This window comes from Flavobacterium saccharophilum (assembly GCF_900142735.1).
GTDB classification, from domain to species: domain Bacteria; phylum Bacteroidota; class Bacteroidia; order Flavobacteriales; family Flavobacteriaceae; genus Flavobacterium; species Flavobacterium saccharophilum.
In genome coordinates this window covers 191,528-210,282 of sequence record NZ_FRBY01000005.1, presented here as the reverse complement: position 1 = coordinate 210,282, position 18,755 = coordinate 191,528, and the positions used below count along the sequence as shown (strand labels likewise).

Annotated in this window: 22 protein-coding genes; 8 read left to right on the top strand and 14 right to left on the bottom strand. The window is 33.1% G+C overall.

Translation table 11 applies throughout. From position 1 onward, the window contains the following. Positions 1-56: 56 nt before the first annotated feature. From BUA98_RS16690 to BUA98_RS16680, 3 genes are all read right to left on the bottom strand, one after another. Positions 57-515: a tRNA (cytidine(34)-2'-O)-methyltransferase gene (locus tag BUA98_RS16690; protein ID WP_072974416.1), complete on the bottom strand. Its 459-nt coding sequence runs from the start codon at positions 513-515 to the stop codon at positions 57-59. Between the two features lie 67 nt (positions 516-582). Then, on the bottom strand, positions 583-1,155 hold the full coding sequence (locus BUA98_RS16685) for a pseudouridine synthase (protein WP_072974415.1): 573 nt from the start codon (positions 1,153-1,155) through the stop codon (positions 583-585). 55 nt (positions 1,156-1,210) lie between these two features. Further along, positions 1,211-1,414 (bottom strand): hypothetical protein, encoded by a 204-nt coding sequence (locus BUA98_RS16680; RefSeq protein ID WP_072974413.1) that lies wholly within the window; start codon positions 1,412-1,414, stop codon positions 1,211-1,213. A gap of 206 nt (positions 1,415-1,620) precedes the next feature. Here BUA98_RS16680 and BUA98_RS16675 point away from each other — a divergent pair, with 206 nt between their 5' ends. Together BUA98_RS16675 and BUA98_RS16670 are read left to right on the top strand one after the other, a co-directional pair. Continuing rightward, positions 1,621-1,989, top strand: coding sequence for a hypothetical protein (locus BUA98_RS16675; protein WP_072974977.1), 369 nt, complete (start codon positions 1,621-1,623; stop codon positions 1,987-1,989). A 164-nt stretch (positions 1,990-2,153) separates the two neighbouring features. Next, positions 2,154-2,906, top strand: coding sequence for an SDR family NAD(P)-dependent oxidoreductase (locus BUA98_RS16670; RefSeq protein ID WP_072974411.1), 753 nt, complete (start codon positions 2,154-2,156; stop codon positions 2,904-2,906). 55 nt (positions 2,907-2,961) lie between these two features. Here the strand turns inward: BUA98_RS16670 and BUA98_RS16665 are convergent, their stop codons facing one another. From BUA98_RS16665 to BUA98_RS16645, 5 genes are read right to left on the bottom strand one after another with little or no spacing between them, the layout of a single operon-like run. After that, positions 2,962-3,522: a MepB family protein gene (locus BUA98_RS16665; RefSeq protein ID WP_317614831.1), complete on the bottom strand. Its 561-nt coding sequence runs from the start codon at positions 3,520-3,522 to the stop codon at positions 2,962-2,964. 60 nt (positions 3,523-3,582) lie between these two features. Beyond that, positions 3,583-5,313, bottom strand: a complete 1,731-nt coding sequence (locus BUA98_RS16660; RefSeq protein ID WP_072974408.1) for a hypothetical protein — start codon at positions 5,311-5,313, stop codon at positions 3,583-3,585. Further along, positions 5,310-5,864 (bottom strand): RNA polymerase sigma factor, encoded by a 555-nt coding sequence (locus BUA98_RS16655; RefSeq protein WP_072974406.1) that lies wholly within the window; start codon positions 5,862-5,864, stop codon positions 5,310-5,312. Before BUA98_RS16655 ends, BUA98_RS16660 begins: the two co-directional genes overlap by 4 nt. A 48-nt stretch (positions 5,865-5,912) precedes the next feature. Continuing rightward, positions 5,913-6,311: a hypothetical protein gene (locus tag BUA98_RS16650; protein ID WP_072974404.1), complete on the bottom strand. Its 399-nt coding sequence runs from the start codon at positions 6,309-6,311 to the stop codon at positions 5,913-5,915. Positions 6,312-6,318: 7 nt separating this feature from the next. Continuing rightward, positions 6,319-7,194 (bottom strand): protease complex subunit PrcB family protein, encoded by an 876-nt coding sequence (locus BUA98_RS16645; protein ID WP_072974402.1) that lies wholly within the window; start codon positions 7,192-7,194, stop codon positions 6,319-6,321. Between the two features lie 189 nt (positions 7,195-7,383). Between BUA98_RS16645 and rmuC the strand changes: the two genes are divergently transcribed. From rmuC to BUA98_RS16625, 4 genes are all read left to right on the top strand, one after another. After that, positions 7,384-8,757 (top strand): DNA recombination protein RmuC, encoded by a 1,374-nt coding sequence (gene rmuC / locus BUA98_RS16640; protein ID WP_072974400.1) that lies wholly within the window; start codon positions 7,384-7,386, stop codon positions 8,755-8,757. Between the two features lie 32 nt (positions 8,758-8,789). Further along, positions 8,790-9,338, top strand: a complete 549-nt coding sequence (locus BUA98_RS16635) for an acyl-CoA thioesterase (protein ID WP_072974398.1) — start codon at positions 8,790-8,792, stop codon at positions 9,336-9,338. Positions 9,339-9,369: 31 nt separating this feature from the next. Then, positions 9,370-9,762: a VOC family protein gene (locus BUA98_RS16630; RefSeq protein WP_072974397.1), complete on the top strand. Its 393-nt coding sequence runs from the start codon at positions 9,370-9,372 to the stop codon at positions 9,760-9,762. Positions 9,763-9,994: 232 nt separating this feature from the next. Then, on the top strand, positions 9,995-10,564 hold the full coding sequence (locus tag BUA98_RS16625) for a YceI family protein (RefSeq protein WP_072974395.1): 570 nt from the start codon (positions 9,995-9,997) through the stop codon (positions 10,562-10,564). 2 nt (positions 10,565-10,566) lie between these two features. Here the strand turns inward: BUA98_RS16625 and BUA98_RS16620 are convergent, their stop codons facing one another. Continuing rightward, on the bottom strand, positions 10,567-11,478 hold the full coding sequence (locus BUA98_RS16620) for a TIGR01777 family oxidoreductase (RefSeq protein ID WP_072974393.1): 912 nt from the start codon (positions 11,476-11,478) through the stop codon (positions 10,567-10,569). A 96-nt stretch (positions 11,479-11,574) separates the two neighbouring features. Here BUA98_RS16620 and BUA98_RS16615 point away from each other — a divergent pair, with 96 nt between their 5' ends. Next, entirely contained in the window at positions 11,575-12,237 is a 663-nt protein-coding gene (locus BUA98_RS16615) for a TetR family transcriptional regulator C-terminal domain-containing protein (RefSeq protein WP_072974391.1), read from the top strand. After that, the gene (locus BUA98_RS16610) at positions 12,234-13,538 is read left to right on the top strand and encodes an ABC1 kinase family protein (RefSeq protein WP_072974389.1); all 1,305 of its coding nucleotides are present in this window, start codon (positions 12,234-12,236) and stop codon (positions 13,536-13,538) included. Before BUA98_RS16615 ends, BUA98_RS16610 begins: the two co-directional genes overlap by 4 nt. A gap of 263 nt (positions 13,539-13,801) precedes the next feature. On the opposite strand, the gene BUA98_RS16605 is transcribed toward BUA98_RS16610, so the two are convergent. The 5 genes from BUA98_RS16605 to BUA98_RS16585 all read right to left on the bottom strand — a co-directional run bounded on the left by BUA98_RS16605 (position 13,802) and on the right by BUA98_RS16585 (position 18,744). Continuing rightward, positions 13,802-15,097 carry a cryptochrome/photolyase family protein gene (locus BUA98_RS16605; protein WP_072974387.1) on the bottom strand — a complete coding sequence of 432 codons (1,296 nt, stop codon included), beginning with the start codon at positions 15,095-15,097 and terminating at the stop codon, positions 13,802-13,804. Positions 15,098-15,291: 194 nt separating this feature from the next. Beyond that, positions 15,292-15,768 carry an SRPBCC family protein gene (locus BUA98_RS16600; protein ID WP_072974385.1) on the bottom strand — a complete coding sequence of 159 codons (477 nt, stop codon included), beginning with the start codon at positions 15,766-15,768 and terminating at the stop codon, positions 15,292-15,294. Positions 15,769-15,906: 138 nt separating this feature from the next. Beyond that, positions 15,907-16,347, bottom strand: coding sequence for a sterol desaturase family protein (locus BUA98_RS16595; RefSeq protein ID WP_072974384.1), 441 nt, complete (start codon positions 16,345-16,347; stop codon positions 15,907-15,909). 85 nt (positions 16,348-16,432) lie between these two features. Beyond that, positions 16,433-17,272: a phytoene/squalene synthase family protein gene (locus BUA98_RS16590; protein ID WP_072974382.1), complete on the bottom strand. Its 840-nt coding sequence runs from the start codon at positions 17,270-17,272 to the stop codon at positions 16,433-16,435. 5 nt (positions 17,273-17,277) lie between these two features. Beyond that, a complete protein-coding gene (locus BUA98_RS16585) occupies positions 17,278-18,744 on the bottom strand; it encodes a phytoene desaturase family protein (protein ID WP_072974380.1) in 1,467 nt (488 codons plus the stop codon). Between the last annotated feature and the right edge of the window lie 11 nt (positions 18,745-18,755).

Here is an 18,755-nt window from a genome sequence, read left to right as displayed (position 1 = left end):
GTGATTTAATATTGAGCTATAAACATAACGCTCCACTGGAGCTTATAATTATAATCTTAAATTTTCTTCAACCCAATCTGCCTCTTAGCTTCACCAATCACAAAAGCCACAGAATTCGCAATATTAAAACTTCGGATTAATTTCGACATCGGAATCGTTAAATGATTTTCAAAACGAGCCAAAACTTCTTGGCTTAAACCAACACTTTCTTTTCCGAAAACCAACCAGTCTCCATCCTGAAAATCAGTTTCTAAATAGGATTTCTCCGCATGTGAACTCATTAGAAAAACACGTGATAGATCTGGAATCTGGTGAATCCATTCTTCTATATTTTGATATTCGGTTACATCAAGATGCACCCAATAATCCAAACCAGAACGTTTCAGGTTCTTATCATTAATCACAAATCCAAAAGGATGAATTAGATGTAAGCGACTTTCTGTACCAACACATAAGCGTCCAATATTTCCGGTATTATTTGGTATTTCAGGTTCTACAAGAACAACGTTTAGCATTTTTTTGAGTTAAGAGTTATGAATTATAAGTTAAGAGTTTCTTATAATTATCTAATTGACACATTTTCTAATTATCTAATTTAAAATCGGAAACTTCCAAAACCTCACCAGCTTTTAAGTTTTGCAAATATACATTTCCTATTCGAACGCGAACCAATCTCAAAGTAGGAAAACCAACCGCTGCAGTCATTTTACGAACCTGACGAAATTTACCTTCATTTATAGTTATCGAAGCCCATGAAGTTGGGCCGTGGCGTTCATCACGGATTTTTTTTGCTCTTGCTCCAAAATCGGGAATTTCAGTAACGATAAAAGCTTTACAAGGTTTAGTTTTATATTTTCCTCCATCAAAACCAATTTCGACACCTTTTTGCAGTTCTTCAATTGCTTCGGGAGTTATAACTCCATCAACTTGCACGTAATATTCTTTGTCGACTTTTTTGCTTCTTATTTGTTCACTTACTTTTCCGTCTGTGGTTAGCAAAAGTAGTCCTTCTGAATCTTCGTCTAAACGGCCAATTGCCATCGTTCCTTCAGGGAAATCATATAATTCACCCAAAAGCTTTTTCTTTCTTTTTAGTTCGTAAATAAATTGGCTTAAATAGCCATAAGGCTTAAAAAGAATGAAATGTTGATGCATGTTTTATATTTTGACTGCAAAGATAGTTTTGTTGAGAGGTAATTCCAATTTATACTTATTCTCGATTTTTCATTTTCTTCAGCCATAATGCCACAAACCAAATCACAGTAATACCAAATAAGATTAATAAAGGAGTATAATAATCCTTGAAAAAGTCATGAAAATAACTTCCAATTAAAATATACGCCGAAGCTATACATAGTTTTATTATGATAAATTCAGCATTTGACCAGCTCGTTTTTGCTTTGAAAAAAATCATAATTCCTGATTTTATTGTTGCTTAAAAAAGCGATTATTGTAATGATAAAACTTCAATACTAATTTACTATTATTTTGATAATTATGCTGTTGCAAATTTTACAATAAGAGTGAAAATGATTTTTGTAATCCAAAAGCTATGTTAAATGACTTAGTTTTAAAAATGAAAATTCGTAATATTATATAGTAATGAAAAAAAATAATGTCATGGAAAATAATAATCTAGGTTCAAAAAAGATAAATGGAGCACAAAAAAATATAGACGATTCTAAAGGAAAAAATGTTTCCCACGATACTGAATTACACGAATCAGAATTGAAAAAAGAAATCGTTGCCGATGCAGAAGGGAACAAAGAAATTGTAGACCGAGCGAGAAATGTAAATGAAAACATCAAAGAAGTTCCGGATAAAACAAATCCGGATAATCCAAATGCAAACCGTGGTGTTTCTTCTGAAGAAGAGGCAAAAAAAACGGTAGAAAATAAAGATCGAAATTCTGATATCACACCCAATCGTTATCCTAATTCAAATCCCGAAAGTCACGAAGATAGGGGAAACATGAAATTGGATGAATAATTTTTGTTCTTCTAAATAGTGATTTTTTGGCAGAAATGGAGCGGTTTTTCCGAAAATAACATTTGATTAGTAAAGTACGTTAATGTTATTTTAAACTCTCGTCTTAATCATATAAGCCATTAAGATCTTCGTAAATTGTAGCTACAAATTTAAATTTTAAGAATATGGCACTTTTAGAAAACAAAGTAGCTTTTGTATCCGGTGGCGGTTCAGGAATTGGACGTGCAGTGGCAGAAGCTTATGCTCGCGAAGGAGCAAAGGTTGTACTTTCAGATATAAATGTAGAACATGGTGAAGAAACGGTTAAAGCGATAAAAGAAAGTGGTGGAGAAGCTTTTTTTGTAAAAGGAGATTCGTCTAGTGCAATCGATAATAAACATATGGTTGAGGTAACTGTCTCTAAATACGGTAAACTTGATATTGCGTGCAATAATGCCGGAATGGGTGGCCCTGCAAAACCTACCGGAGAATATGAGCCAGAAGCCTGGGATAAAGTAATTGCCTTGAATTTAAGCGGCGTTTTTTATGCTTGTCGCTATCAGTTAGAACAAATGGAGAAAAACGGTGGTGGCAGCATTGTCAATATAGCTTCGATCCATGGGCAGGTTGCCGCTCCACTTAGTCCGGCGTATACAGCTTCTAAACATGGAGTTGTTGGATTGACAAAAAATATTGCTGCAGAATATGCACTAAAAAATATTCGTTGCAATGCCGTTGGGCCGGGGTACATCGAAACCGCTTTACTTAAAGATAATTTAAATAAAAGTATGATGGATGCCGTTGCCGCAAAATCACCAATGAACCGATTAGGAACTGCGGAAGAAATCGCCGAACTGGTTGTATTTCTAAGTTCTGAAAAATCGTCTTTTACAACAGGAAGTTATATTATTGCTGATGGAGGTTATACTGCTGTTTAAAACTAGTGATGAATTGAAAAAAAACGGCTGTCAAAATAGACAGCCGTTTTTTATATTAATGATCTAATAAGTTCCTAAAAGTATCAAAATCGGGCTCGGGAGTTATTTCAAAATAATAATCCAATTGCCATTTTTGAGTTTTTTGGGCTTGCTTGTTGTTTGTTTCGTCCCATGGAGGATAAACTCTTATGGCTCTTTTTCCTTCTGTTACTGTTGTGGAAAAAATTCCTTTTTCGAGTAAGACGGCCTTTGGAAAAATAAACTGCCCAAAAAGATCATCTTTTCGAACACTGACAAAAACAAAATCGATTAAATCAGTTGAATTAAAAGGTTCAATTGTTCCTAATCTGCTTCGTTTCCACAAAGTAACAAATTGGCCAGTTTTTGTTGGGGTAATTTTGGCTTCTCTGTAGCAAATAAATTTCTCGTTGAGATAAAAACGATAAGCACTGTAATCAATGCTTTCGCTTTCCTGCTGCGGTTGCGAACAGTCAAAATCAAAACAATCATAAACCAGTTCTTTGGCCAAAAGCAAATCTCTGGGGATAGATTTGTGATTTGTCCAATGGTTTTTTACGATCATTTTGAGAAGACTCGCTTTTAAGCTTGTTTTCAAAATTATTGTAGGTTTAGGGGTTACGTAGGTTTTTGGGTGTTAAATATATTGTTTTTTTATTTAAAATGAAACATTTAATCCGAAATTTAGTCCCCATTGAAATTGATTAAAGGACTGACTGTTCAATGGATTTACGTAATAATTCATGGCCGGCTCTACAAAAACATTTGTTTTTTTGTAAACACGATATTGTAGGGTGCTACTCAATGTTGAACCATATACAAAATCATTTGCGTTTATATTTTCTCCTAACGAATTTCCATCGATAGCAACACTGTTTGAAATCAATTTCCCTACAAAACCGCCTGTATTTAAACTAATAGAAGCCTTATTTTTAGAAAAAATAGCATATGAAACTTCTACTGGCATCTCAATATAACGTAAGCTTTGATCTAAATTTCCACTTTGTAAGTTGTCGCTTTTTAATGCATTTTTAGTTGCATTAGATACTAATACGTAACCATCTGTGCTGGCAATTTGTGGAACCGTTGAATTTTGAACGAAATAATCACCAATACTTAAAAAAGCATTATCAGCAGTTTTTATATACGAAACGTTAGCTACACTTTGGCCCAGTTCGTTAATTTTTAAACCAGAACCAACCGCCCATTTCTTATTGATTTTATATTTAGTTTTAACACCATACGTACTACCTTGTTTTGAGTCGTTAGCGTTGCCTAAAGTTTTTTCATTTTTGTAATTTTCAGAATTGGCAATTCCGGCAAAGACTTCAAGAGCCCATTTTTCAGCTGTTGATGAAGTTTTCGATTTTTTTACATTTTCTTTATTATCTGAAGAAACTATGCCTTTTTCCAGATTTTGAAGTTCTGCCAACTGAACAGAATCTTGTTTGCTTAAAACGTTGTTGAATTTTGAACTGCCTTTTGAACTAGTATCAGCAAATACTTTTTCAGCTTTATTAGATGCAACTTCTTTTTTATTTTCAATTGCTGTTGTTTGTTTATTGTTCGAAACTGAATTTGAAGTTCCTAACGCAACAGTGGCAGAATTTGTATTTGATTGATTTTCAAAAACAGAATTTGGCAAATGATGCTGCGAGAATGAATTAAACTGATTTTGTTTTCCGTTCGTAAAAATTTTCTCAGCCAGAGCCTGATTTTGTTTTCTTTTTTCAACGCTAAAGCTTTGATTTTTTGAAAAAGAATTGAATTGATTGTGATTTCCGGTAGTATACGTTTTTTCGGCTACTGCCTGATTTATTTTTCTCTTTTGAGAATTTAAATTTTTATTCTTCGAAAAAGTTGAATTGACGTGGCTTTCTTTTTCAGAAATTGTTGTTTGTTCAACTACAGCCTGGTTTGTATTTCTTTTTTCCGAATTTAATTTTAGACCTGACGAACTACTATTATTTTTAGAGTCGGCATGAGCAACTGCAGTCTCTTTTGTTTGAATTTCTTCAATAGTAGTAGAGTTGTTTTTTGAGCTATCTTCAGAAGAGCTTTTTACAATTTTAGATTGTTTTACGGTGCTGTTTTCTTGTGTTGAAATCGTTCGGTTAGTATTAAGATCTTTTTTACTTTCGTCTATAACAACACTGTTATTTGCTCCAGTACCATTAGTCTGAATTCCGTTATTTGAGCTAAAATATAAAACAGAAGGCAATAACAAGCCTAATAACAGGCATGCCGCTGCTGACCACCAAAGAATAGCTCTTTTTTTCTTTTTTGGTTTGTCTAGTTTTTCTTCAATGTTTGCCCACAATTCAGGGGGCGGAATACTTGAAAAGTTTTCCATTGATGAAAAAATATCTTCTATATTCTGCTTTTTCATGCTATTTTAAAATTTTTTTTTATGCTCAAAATTCTTTTCTGCAAAATGCCTTTCGCCCGGTTTAAATTTGATTTTGAAGTTCCTTCTGATATTTTTAATAATTCGGCTATGTCTTTGTGTTTCATTTTTTCAAAAACATACAAGTTAAAAACGGTTCGGTACTGATCGGGTAAATCCTGGATATATTCTAACAGTTTTTCTTGTTCTATCGGAATTGCTTCTAATTCTTCCTCCTCTATAAAATCAGTATCAGGATCAAAAACATCTAAAAAGAAACTTTCTTTCTTTTTTTTATTTAAAGTTTCGATAAGCTTATTTATGAAAATACGTTTTAACCAGCCTTCGAAGCTTCCTTCAAATTTGTATTGGCTAATTTTTTGAAAGACAATTACAAATGCTTCCTGGAAAACATCCTTGGCATCATCTTCGTTTTTCATATATTTCAGGCAAATACCATACAAGACAGGAGAGAACAACTGATAAATTTTCAGTTGTCCCTCTCTGTCATTTTGCATGCATTGTCGAATATATTTTTCTAAATCGTCTTTCAAAAATGGTTTATTTGGTTTTGCAAAAATAGTTTTTATAAAGCTAAAAAGCTATCTTTTATAAATACTACGAGTAGCATCCTGATTATTACTAACGATTGTTAAGTTTTGATTATCAAGATTTTCTATAATGTAAGTTTTGCCTTCAAAAGTAATCAGGTCATGTTCTGAATGGTCAAAATATCCAATACCTTTTTCTATTTGATAAGTACTGTTTCTAATTTCTACATCATTTTTATAAGTAATCACTCTCCCTTCCGGAGTAAAAACAATTTTCTTATTAAACCCGCTTGTTTTTGGAGTCGCTGTATAAGGATTACTTGTTCCTCCAATCGATTTTTCCCAAATCCAGGTGTTTACAATAGAACCGGCACTCAACCCTTTTGTCTCTAGTGAATATGCTGAGCTAAAAAGTCCAAAAACAATAAATAATAAAAAATGTCTTTTCATAATCTGCTTATTTTAAACTTATGATTTTATCCTGAATAGTTTTTTTGAAAAGTTTAACCTCTGTACTTTGATCTTCAGTATCGTTGGTGTCAATGTAAATTTTGGTAACTACTGAACCTTGTGTCAATTGAAAATAAACACCTCCCTGATCTGCTGAGCCTGGTGTTCCGTAGGTTTTGGTTTGTCCTTTTAAGTTTAAAATTTCAGTTGGTACTTTACTCAAAAACAAAGTATAATCGTCTCTTTTTGTTATTGCAGCGTATTTATATTGGTTGAAATCATACTTGCCTGGTACTACATTTAAAAATTGCAAAATATTATAATTATTTATCTGAAAGAATTTTTGACAATCAGCTCCTGTACATTTATCATTATAACTTCCAATTACGATATTGTCTGAAGTCTCTGTTGTTCTGTTAAAAATGATAGGTTTTGATGTTTTTGGTATCAAAATAAAATCTGACGGATAAGTTGGAGAAGATGATATTGTTTCGCCGGCTTGTGGTCCTTTTTCATAAAAATTAATAACCATCTGACAGTTATTTTCTACAATACTTGTTATTTTGATAGCATAACCACTTGTCGGCTTAATTCCTGCAAAAATCCCAACTAAGTATTTTTGAGTAAAATCGATATTAGGATCGCTTGGAACGGCACAGGTATTTTCGTGTTTTGTAAAGTAGTACTCCATTTTTTCAGTTGAGTTTACTACAATCGCAGCGGGATTAGTCGGTAAATTTTTTACTGCATAGTTGCATAAAAGTGGAAACCCTGTAAAAGCTACATTAGTATCTGCTCCGCAATTTACATTCATGTCATCGTTACTAAGAGAGCAGGCACTAAATCCAAAAGCTATAAACAAGCTTAACATTAATTTTTTCATGGTAATATTTTAATAGGTTATATTTATGTAGATGCTTTTTTTTTAAATGGTTGCGTGAAGAATTATTTTTTATGATATTTTTTTTGAATGTTTATTTAATTTGAGATTGGTAATAATTCGTGAAATTTTAATTTTAAAAAGTAAGTACTACGTATTATTGCGTACTTTTACGTAAAAAAGAACTAAGTTATGTTTGATTTTCTTCCGTTTTTATTGGCTTTTATTATCGCATTATTTCTGGGGATTTATTTAGGAAGAATACTTTTTTCGGCTAAATTTCAATCAGAAAAGATTAGTTTAGAAGAAAGATTAAATGCCAATATCAATCAATTGCAGTTGCAGAAAGATAATTTTGAAAATGAAAAAAGAAATTTTGAAAAACTACTTCAATTAAATAATACAGAAAAAGAAACGATCCGAACTGAAAAGGATAGTCTGGCAATTCAGCTTTCTAAAAAAGAGGTAGATTTCGAAAATTTGTGGGAACGTCATAAAGAACAAAAAGCAGAGATTACAGAACTTCAGGAAAAATTCACCAAAGAATTTGAAAATTTAGCCAATAAAATCCTTGAAGAAAAATCGGCTAAATTCACAGAACAAAACAGTGTGAACATGAAGAATATCTTGTTGCCACTGCAGGATAAAATTCAGGGTTTTGAGAAAAAGGTCGAACAAACGCACAAAGAAAGCATTGATTATCACGCGGCCTTGCGTCAGCAAATTGTTGGGTTAAGCGAGATGAACGCACAAATGAGCAAGGAAACGCTGAATCTGACCAAAGCCTTAAAAGGGGATAGTAAGATGCAGGGCAATTGGGGAGAACTGGTTTTGGAACGTGTTTTAGAAAAATCAGGTTTAGAAAAAGGACGAGAGTACGAAGTACAGCAAAGTTTTACCAACAGCGAAGGAGCTCGTGTTTTTCCTGATGTGGTGATCAATTTGCCTGATGGCAAGAAAATGATTGTCGATTCTAAAGTTTCTTTGGTAGCCTATGAAAAATGGATCAATGAAGAATCTGAAATTCTGAAAATTGATTATTTGAAAGAACACGTCAATTCCATTAGAAGGCACGTAGAACAACTCGGAAATAAAAATTATCACGATTTGTATCAAATTGAAAGCCCCGATTTTGTTTTGCTTTTTATTCCGATAGAACCGGCATTTGCAATTGCATTAAATGAAGATTCAGCCTTATACAATAAAGCATTTGACCGAAATATTGTAATTGTAACGCCAAGTACTTTACTGGCAACTTTAAGAACGATCGACAGTATGTGGGCAAACCAAAAACAGCAGGAAAATGCTTTTGAAATTGCCAGACAAGCAGGAGCTTTATACGATAAATTTGAAGGTTTTGTTGCCGATTTGGTTCGAATTGGAAACAAAATAAAAGATACCAAAAATGAATACGACAGTGCCATGAATAAATTGGTAGACGGAAAAGGAAATTTAATTTCGAGTGTCGAAAAATTAAAGAAAATGGGAGCGAAAGCCAAGAAGTCGCTTCCCGAAAATATTATTGCCAGAGCCTCTAATACAGATGAAAATCAACTACTAAACTAAAACATTTACCTACTAAATAATACCACAATTATATGACTGCAGATTTCAAACCCGTTTCTTCATCGAAAATAAGTATTTCCGAATTAATGTTGCCTTCTCACACCAACTTTAGCGGAAAAATTCATGGAGGTTATATTCTTCAATTACTGGATCAGATTGCTTTTGCTTCGGCATCAAAATTTTCCGGAAACTATTGTGTGACAGCTTCGGTTGATACAGTGAATTTTTTAAAACCAATTGAAGTGGGAGAATTGGTTACCATGAAAGCCTCCGTTAATTATGTGGGAAGAAGTTCGATGGTTGTTGGTATTCGTGTTGAAGCAGAAAATATCCAGACAGGAGCGGTTAAACATTGTAATTCTTCTTATTTTACAATGGTTGCTAAAGATAAAGAAGGAAATAGCGTTCAGGTTCCCGGACTTATATTATCCAATTTAGAGGAGGTTCGTCGTTTTAGAAAAGCAATTAAACATAATGAAGCGAAAAAAGAATTTCAGGAGCATGAAAAAATTGCAAAAGTAAATTCGATTGAAGATTTGGCAAGTTTAGATAAATATAATGTTCTTTTAGAAATTAGTTAAAAAGTAAAAATTTAATTTTAATCTGATCAAAATGGTAAAATTTGGATATACAATTTTATATGTTGAAAATGTAGAAGAGTCGATTGTATTTTATGAAAATGTATTTGGTTTTTCAAGAAAATTTATCGCACCCGGCAATGATTATGGTGAATTAATCACGGGTGAAACTACACTTTCGTTTGCGTCAAAGAAACTGGCAGGCGAAAATTTAAAGGATGGTTTTGTTGAAAGTAACTTAGACAATAAACCTTTTGCTATTGAAATTGGCTTTATTACAGATGATGTTCCGGAACTGGTACAAAAAGCAACTTCATTTGGAGCTGTACTAATAAAGGAACCAACTGCAAAACCTTGGGGGCAAATTGTAGCTTATGTTAGGGATTTAGATGGGTTTTTAGTGGAGATTTGTACTGAAATGAAATAGTTTAAAAAAGCATTTCACAAACATTATTTCACATTTACACCACAAAAACATTTCACAAATATTTAGCATATTGCAGCAACTAATAGCTTGAAAATTTCGTAACTTTAAGTATATAGATAAGTTACTAAAATTTCACGGAGTATTGCCATTCGATTTTTAAAAAATCAGATTCTTTTTTTAGTTAATCCTACTAAAAAAACCGAATGACATAATTGTTTAATTGATGACGATTATGAAAAGAACTACATTATTAATTTTGCTTTTTTCTGCATTTTCTTTATTTGCTCAGGAAAAATTTACAACCAATACGGCAACTGTAAATTTTGAGGCTTCAGTACCTTTATTTGAGGAAGTAAAAGCAGTAAATAGATCTGTTGCGATTGTTTTGGAACCTAAAACAAGCGTTTTCATCTGCACCGTTGTTGTCAAAGATTTTCGTTTTAAACTGGACTTAATGCAAGAACATTTTAATGACAACTATATGGAAAGTAATCGCTATCCTAAAGCCGTTTTTAAAGGTAAAATTGCCAAATTTGATTTGAAAGACATTAATGAAACTGAAAAAGAATATACAATAAAGGGTAAATTGACTGTTCGTGGTAAATCAAAAGAAATCGAAGTGAAAGCTTATTTGAAAAAAGTAAACGAGGGAATCCAGATTCATTCTGATTTTCCAATTGCTGTATCTGATTTTAATATTCAAATACCAAATAGAATTGCCGAGAAAATTTCACAAACGGCCAATACAGATTTAATTGGAGTGATACGAAATGAAGACGCTTTTCTGGTGACTTTGAAATAAAATCAGGACAGGCTGGTAGAGAGCGTTGCTTCAATATCTGTATGTTGAAATTCGAAACCTGCTTTTTGTATTTTTTCAGAGGAAATTCTTTGTCCTTCCAAAACAACAATACTCATTTCACCTAATGCAAGCTTGATAAGAAACTCTGGTATATTAGGAATCCAAATGGAATATCCATATAAGTTAGCCAGAATTCTTGACAGGGTTGCATTTGTAGTATTATCGGTTATGGTGGCATTGTAGGCTCCCTGCATATTATTGTCAACTATTGCTTTTAAGTAGATCTGGCACAAATCTTCTACATGTATCCATGGTAAATATTGTTTTCCGGAACCTAAAATGGCACCAAAACCGGCTTTAAAACCAGGTGCAATTTTTTTTAGAAATCCTTCGTCTTTTCCCAGAACAATTCCAGTCCGTATTTTTACAGTCCGTATTCCTAATGAAGTAATTTGATCAGCAGCATTTTCCCATTGCTGACAGGTTGTGCCTAAAAAATCATTTGTTGGTGGTGTATTTTCCGTGCAAATTTCAGGACCTGTGATAGCACCGTAAATGCCAACCGCAGAGGCCGAAATAAAAGCGTCTAAAGTTTTCTTGTTTTCTTTTAAAGCAGAAAATATAAGTTCAATCGGTTTTGTGCGACTTTCTAAAATTGCTTTTTTACGGTTTTTAGTCCATCGTTTCTCTACAATTCCTTCACCTGCCAAATGAATAATATAATCAGCATTCAGAATGGCATCTTTCTCAATAAAATTATCTTTTAGATTCCATTTATAGTAGGTAATTGATGGTGTATTTTCTCTGCTCGAACGGCTTAAAATAGAAACCGTAAAACCATTTTCGATAAGAACATCTGTAAGATGCTTGCCGATAAATCCAGTTCCGCCAGTAAGTAAAACATTCTTAGCCATTATATTATAATATATTTAACAGTGCATATTGTTTAACGATAAGTAAAGGTACTTAAACATTCCTTACCTTTAAGGCAAATTCTAAATTTAAATGAAATGGCTACTAAAAAGAAGATAATCAGCAAAGAAGATATCGTTTCACTGTACATGAATGAAGTTTTAGAAAAGGGACAAAAGCCAAAATCAGTTTATCATTTTGCCAAAGAAAATGATTTTACAGAAACGGAATTTTATGCTTTTTTTGGAACACTGGAAGGCTTAGAAAAAGAGATATTCAGACTCTTTTTAGTCAATACAATTGATTTGCTCCACAAAAATTCAGATTATCAGGAATATGATATGAAGAATAAAATGTTGAGTTTCTATTTCACTTTCTTCGAAATTCTGACAGCTAACAGAAGTTATGTTTTACAATCATTAAAACTAGACAGAAATCCATTAAAAAATTTAGTACAACTTACATCACTTCGTGAATCGTTTAAAGAATATGTCGCTGAAATCCTGACAGACGATTACAGATTGGAGCAGGAAAAATTTCAGAAATTTCAGGAAAAAGGAATTCAGGAAAGTGCCTGGTTACAATTGATGATGACAATAAAATTCTGGATGGACGATGAATCTGCTGCTTTTGAGAAAACAGATATTTTTATCGAAAAGTCAGTTAATGCATCATTCGAATTGATGAATGTAGCGCCACTAAATCATTTGATAGATTTTGGAAAATTTCTATTCAAAGAAAAAATATACAGCAAACAATGAAAACAATCGATTATATACCAACATCAAAAATAGAAAGAGCTGGAAAACTGGTGCAGACCGGAGCAAAAATAGGTGTAAATTATGTTAAGCATTACGCCGAAAAAATGGTGAATCCAGATTTAACAAGAGATAAATTAAATGAAAATAATGCCGAGGATATTTACGATGGTTTAAAAAGCCTGAAAGGAAGTGCACTGAAAGTCGCTCAAATGTTAAGTATGGACAAAAACTTTTTGCCTCAGGCTTATGTGGAGAAATTTTCTTTATCGCAATTTTCTGTTCCGCCACTTTCGGCACCGCTGGTTTTAAAGACATTTAAAACGAATTTCGGTAAAACTCCCTATGAAATTTTTGACGAATTCAATGCCAATTCGGTAAATGCTGCAAGTATTGGTCAGGTACATTTGGCTAAGAAAAATGATAAAAAGTTGGCGGTTAAAATTCAATATCCGGGCGTTGCAAACAGTATTTCTTCAGATTTGGCTTTGGTGAAGCCTATTGCGATCAGAATGTTTAATTTGCAAGGGAAAGACTCTGACAAATATTTTAAGGAAGTTGAAGATAAACTGATTGAAGAAACCAATTATTTATTAGAATTAAAACAAAGTCAGGAAGTTGTTAAAGCCTGCAGTAAAATTGAAAATATTCTTTTCCCGAATTATTATCCTGAGTTTTCATCAGAGAAAATCATCACGATGGATTGGATGACCGGAATTCATCTTTCGGAGTTTACCGCTAAAAATACAGATCAGGAAGTAGGGGATAAACTGGGTCAGGCACTTTGGGATTTCTATATGTATCAAATTCATGTTTTGAAAAAAGTACATGCAGATCCGCATCCCGGGAACTTTTTAGTGAACGATCAAAATCAATTGATTGCCTTAGATTTTGGCTGTATGAAACAAATCCCTCAAGATTTTTATGTGCCTTATTTTGAGTTGATCAATAAAAATGTAATTACAGATCCTGCACTTTTCAATCAGAAATTATTTGAATTAGAAATTTTACGTCCAGATGATACGCCTTCAGAAATAGAATATTTTACAGAGATGTTTCATGATTTGTTATCCCTTTTTACAAAACCTTTTAAAGACGAGACTTTCGATTTTGCCGATGAAAGCTTTTTCGAAAGCATTGCTAAATTAGGAGAGCGTTTCTCCAATGATACTGCTCTCAAAAAAATGAACGGAAACCGCGGTTCTAAGCACTTTATTTATATGAATCGAACTTTCTTTGGTTTGTATAATTTAATGTTTGATTTGAAAGCGAAAATTGTGGTTACGAATTATTTGAAATATTAAAAAAAGTTTTTTTTGTTTCAGGTTTCAAGTTTCAAGTTGACAAGATTGCGTTATAATCTCTTTGCGACCTTTGCGGGTAATGTAACGCAAAGTTCGCGAAGATTTTTGAGCAATGTGTTTACATTTATCTTTATTAAGTTCACAAAGCTCTGAGAATATAACTTTGCGTTCCTTGCGTAAATGCTTTGCGGCCTTTGCGGTTAAACCTGAAACTTGAAACTTGAAACCTGAAACTTTAAACTGGAAACCTGAAACAAAAAAACTTATTTCAAAATTCCGGCTTTATATGTTGCAATTGCCCTATCTCTCGCAAAAGCATGATCAATCATGGGTTCATTATAACCCAAATCAAATTCGGGAATCCATTTTCGAATGTAGATTCCTTTTTCGTCAAATTTCTTTTGTTGGATTTCAGGATTAAAAACTCTGAAATACGGTGCGGCGTCACAACCCGTTCCGGCGGCCCATTGCCAGTTCCCGACATTGGAAGCCAATTCAAAATCTAGTAATTTCTCTGCAAAATAAGCTTCGCCCCATTGCCAGTTTATGAGTAAATGTTTGCATAAAAAACTGGCAACCACCATACGAACACGATTGTGCATGTATCCGGTTTCATTCAATTGACGCATTCCGGCATCGACCATCGGGTAACCGGTAGTTCCGGAACACCAGCGTTTAAAATCTTCTTCGTTGTTTCTCCACTGAATGCCATCGTAAGCTGATTTGAAATTGTGATTAACACAATTTGGAAAATTAAAAAGAATTTGGATGAAGAATTCTCTCCAGATTAATTCACTCAAAAAAGTTTGATTTTTTCGGTTGGCCCAATTTACGAGTTTTCGAATACTAACGGTTCCAAAACGTAAATGTGGTGAAAGATAAGAAGTACTGTCTAAAGCCGGAAAATCACGGGTTTCTTTATAATTTCCAATTTGTGTTAAGTTATGAGGAAGGACTTTTATCGCGCTTTTTTCAAAACCTATTTCGCTTAATTCTCGAAATATAAATTGATTTTTTGCAAAAGTGGAGAAAAATGGTTTTGTATCATATTCAGGAGCTTGTTCAGAAAGATGGTATTTCTCCAGCCATTTATTTTTATAGGGTGTATAAACTGTATAAGGAAGCCCATCTGCTTTTGTGATTTCTTTTTCTTCAAAAATTACATGATCTTTAAAGGAAAGGACTTCTATAGAATTTTCTTCTAATAAGGAAGAAATTGCTAAATCACGTTTAATGGCAAACGGTTCGTAGTCTTTATTAAAAAAAACGTGTTGAATATCATATTGGTCTAAAAGTGATTTCCAGACTTCAATAGTTTTGCCTTTTTTGATTAAAATGGAAGAATCAATTGTCTGAAGCTGTTCGTTTATTTTTTGAAGTGAGTCATAAATAAAACTTACCCGCGCATCATTTTTAGGAAGATTCTCTAAAATATCATCATCAAAAATGAATAATGGTATTACAGGAAAATCTGATTGCAAAGCATGAAATAATCCGGTATTGTCTTCTAAACGCAAATCACGTCTAAACCAGAAAAGGGTAATTTTTTGTTTTGTCATTTTATTCTATACTGAAAGGAATTTTTTGTTTCGCATATTTTTAAACACATAGAAACATAGATTTTAATTTTATAAAAAGGAATTTTTTAAGAAAACTAATTCTCTCACACATAGTGCTATGTATTTATATGCGAGTGAAACGCCTTTTCTAGCGAAAGAAAACTATGTTTCTATGTGTTTACATATTAATCGATTTAATTTTCAACCAATACTTTTGAATTGAATAGTGCTTCAATTTTATTATATCGATACTGAAAAATGGTTTTCAGTTTGCTTTTCACAACCAGTTTATTCATTATACGGCCTAAGAACCCTAATGGAAGGGCATAATGCACGATGTCAGTCATTTTTGTTCCGTCTTCTGTTGGTTCAAAAAAATGTTTGTGATGCCATAAAGAATAAGGGCCAAAACGCTGCTCGTCTATAAAATATTGATTTTCTTTTGAAACTGTAATGATCGTAACCCAATTAATTTTAATACCTAAAAGCGGCTTTAAAGTATACGTAATAATTTGGCCGGGATACATTCGTTTACCATCAAAATCCTGAATTTCAAAACTCATATTATCAAGGGTAATGGTTTGAAGGTTTTTTGGACTTGAAAAGAAATCCCAACATTCTTCGACACTTGCGTTTACATGTTGAACGGTTTCTATTTTGTATACTTTCATAAAATCGGTTATTACAGATAGTTCTTAAGATATGATTGCGTTAGGGATTGCAGTGGAGCTCTTTTTGTGGCTGGCCTTTTTGCCAGACATAAAAAAGCGGGAACGAAAAGCCCGACCCTTGGGGAACGCCCAAAATCTTTACATTTTATAATATTTAAAAGGAACGAATAACATTCCGAAACATTCTCCTTCTTCTTTTCCTAAATGCTTATGGTGAATTTTATGTGCTTTTCGTAACCCGATGAGGTATTTGTTTTTGGTGTTTTTAAACCATTTAAAACGCTGATGAATCAAAACATCATGAATTAAGAAATAACAAACTCCATATAAAGTTACACCACAGGCAATGAAAAATAAATAATTGAATCCGCCCTGAACTCCAAAATAAAATAGGATGATACTCGGAACGGCAAAAATGACAAAGAAAATATCATTGCGTTCAAAAGTGTTTTCGTATTTGGGTTGGTGATGATCGGCATGAAAATACCACATTAATCCGTGCATCACGTATTTGTGCGTAAGCCAGGTAACACATTCCATGAACAGAAAAACACCTAAAAAGATTAAGAAAGAAATCATTTTTTTATTTGTTGAAATATTAAAGTTGCAATTAAAATGACTGAAATTTTAACTTGAAAATATAAAAGATTGACTCTATAAATTATCAGACTAATTTTAGTTTGTAAGTTACAAAAGATTGGGCTAAAAGTCCGGCTTTTGTGTAGTTTGAAACTCTTATTCTGGAATTTCCAATTTCATAATACGGCGTGTTTTTGAGTTTCTGTAATAGCTTTTTGTAATAAATGTAAGCCGTATACACACCAAATTTTGCTTCCATCGGAAGTTTTACAATTCCCTGATAGGCAATTCTAAAATCTTCTTCGATTTCTTTGATGATGGCTGTTTTAGCATTTTCGTCGAAAGATTTTAAATCGACTCCGGGAAAATAGTTTCGGTTTAAAACTAAATTGTCATCTTTTAAATCCCTGAGGAAATTCACTTTCTGAAAAGCAGAACCCAATCGCATTGCTTCGTATTTCAATTGCTCGTATTTTTGATTGTTTCCCTTTACAAAAACCTTTAGGCACATTAAACCAACAACGTCCGCAGAACCGTAAATGTAATCTTCATATTCTGTTTGTGTGTTGTAAGTTGATTTTATCAAGTCTAGTTTCATGCTTTTAAGAAACGCCTGAACTAAATCATCCGTTATATTATATTGTTTTACGGTATGCTGAAATGAATTTAAAATAGGGTTAAGGCTGATACCCAATTGTATGGCTTTGTAATATTCTTTTTCAAAATCGTCAATTAAGTATTCCTTTTCATAATCGTGAAAAGAATCGACAATTTCATCGGCAAAACGAACAAAACCATATATACTGTAAATTGCATCGCGAATGCTTGGCGACAACATTTTGACCGCCAGGGAAAATGAGGTGCTATAATGTTGTGTAACCAACTTACTGCATTTTATGGATACGCTGTCAAATAGTGATTTCATTTTTTTTACGATCTTAGAGATTGGTGAATTAATTCAGCTACTAATTTTCCCGAAATTAAGGCGGGCGGAACTCCCGGGCCAGGAACGGTTAATTGTCCTGTAAAATATAAATTACGAACTTTTTTACTTTTTAGTTTTGGCCTTAAAAAAGCGGTCTGCAAAAGTGTATTGGCCATTCCGTAGGCGTTTCCTTTGTAAGCATTGTAATCTGTTACAAAGTCGTTTTTGCAAAAAGATCTCTTAAATATAATGTTATTTTTGATTTTTTGCTGCGTAAGTTGCTCAAAACGAGTGATTATTTTTTCGAAATATTCTTCACGAAGCTCTTCCGTATCTTTAATTCCCGGCGCTAACGGAATTAAAAAGAAGCCGCTTTCCATTCCTTCAGGGGCTGCAGATGCATCGGTTTTTGATGGGAAATTAGCATAGAATAATGGAGCTTCCGGCCATTTTGGTTGATCATAAATGTCAGCTGCATGCTGATTAAAATCAACATCAAAAAATAAAGCATGATGTGTAATATTCTCTATTTTTTTATTGAAACCAACGAAAAACAAAAGAGAGGAAGGTGCAAAAACACGGCTTTCCCAATATTGTTCTGAATAGCTGCGATGTACTTCGTCGAGTAAGGTTTCAGTATGCTGGTAATCGGCACCACTTAAAATGATATCGGCTTTTATTATTTTTCCGTTAATTATGATTCCGGTTGCGGTTTTGTTTTCAACTATAATTTTTTCAATTGATGCGTTTGTTTCGATTGTAACTCCTAGTTCAGTCGCTAGTTTTTCAATGCCGCGAACGACATCAAACATTCCGGTTTTAGGATGCCATGTTCCTAAACCAAAATCGGCATAATTCATAAAATTATAAAAGGAAGGTGTTTTGGTTGGTTTGGCACCTAAGAATAAAACGGGAAATTCGAGAATCTGAATTAATCGCTCGTTTTTAAATTTCTTCCGAATATCACTACTTACATTACTAAAAAACTGATTTAATTTTAAGGCAGTTTGTGGTGTAATCAATTCTAAAGGAGAAATTCCCGGGCGATAAACCAAATCTTTTATGGCAATATCGTAATTGCTTTTGGCCTGATTGATAAAAGCTTCCAGTTTTGATCCGCTTCCTTTTTCGATGGTTTCAAAAGTGGTTTTTATTGCTTCAAGATTATCATAGATATTGACGAAATCATTTATTCCAAAATAAACACGGTACGCTGGATTTAGTTTGATGAGTTCATAATAATCAGATGTTTTTTTGTTGAAATCGCTGAAGAATTTTTCAAAAACATCTGGCATCCAGTACCAGCTTGGCCCCATATCGAAGGTAAAGCCGTCTTTTTTAAATTGTCTTGCGCGGCCGCCTATAGATTCGTTTTTTTCATAAATAATTACTTTGTTACCTTGTTGTGCCAGGTAACAAGAAGCGGCTAACGAAGAGAAGCCTGAACCTATTATTGCGATAGTTTTTGTCATTTGTTTAACAA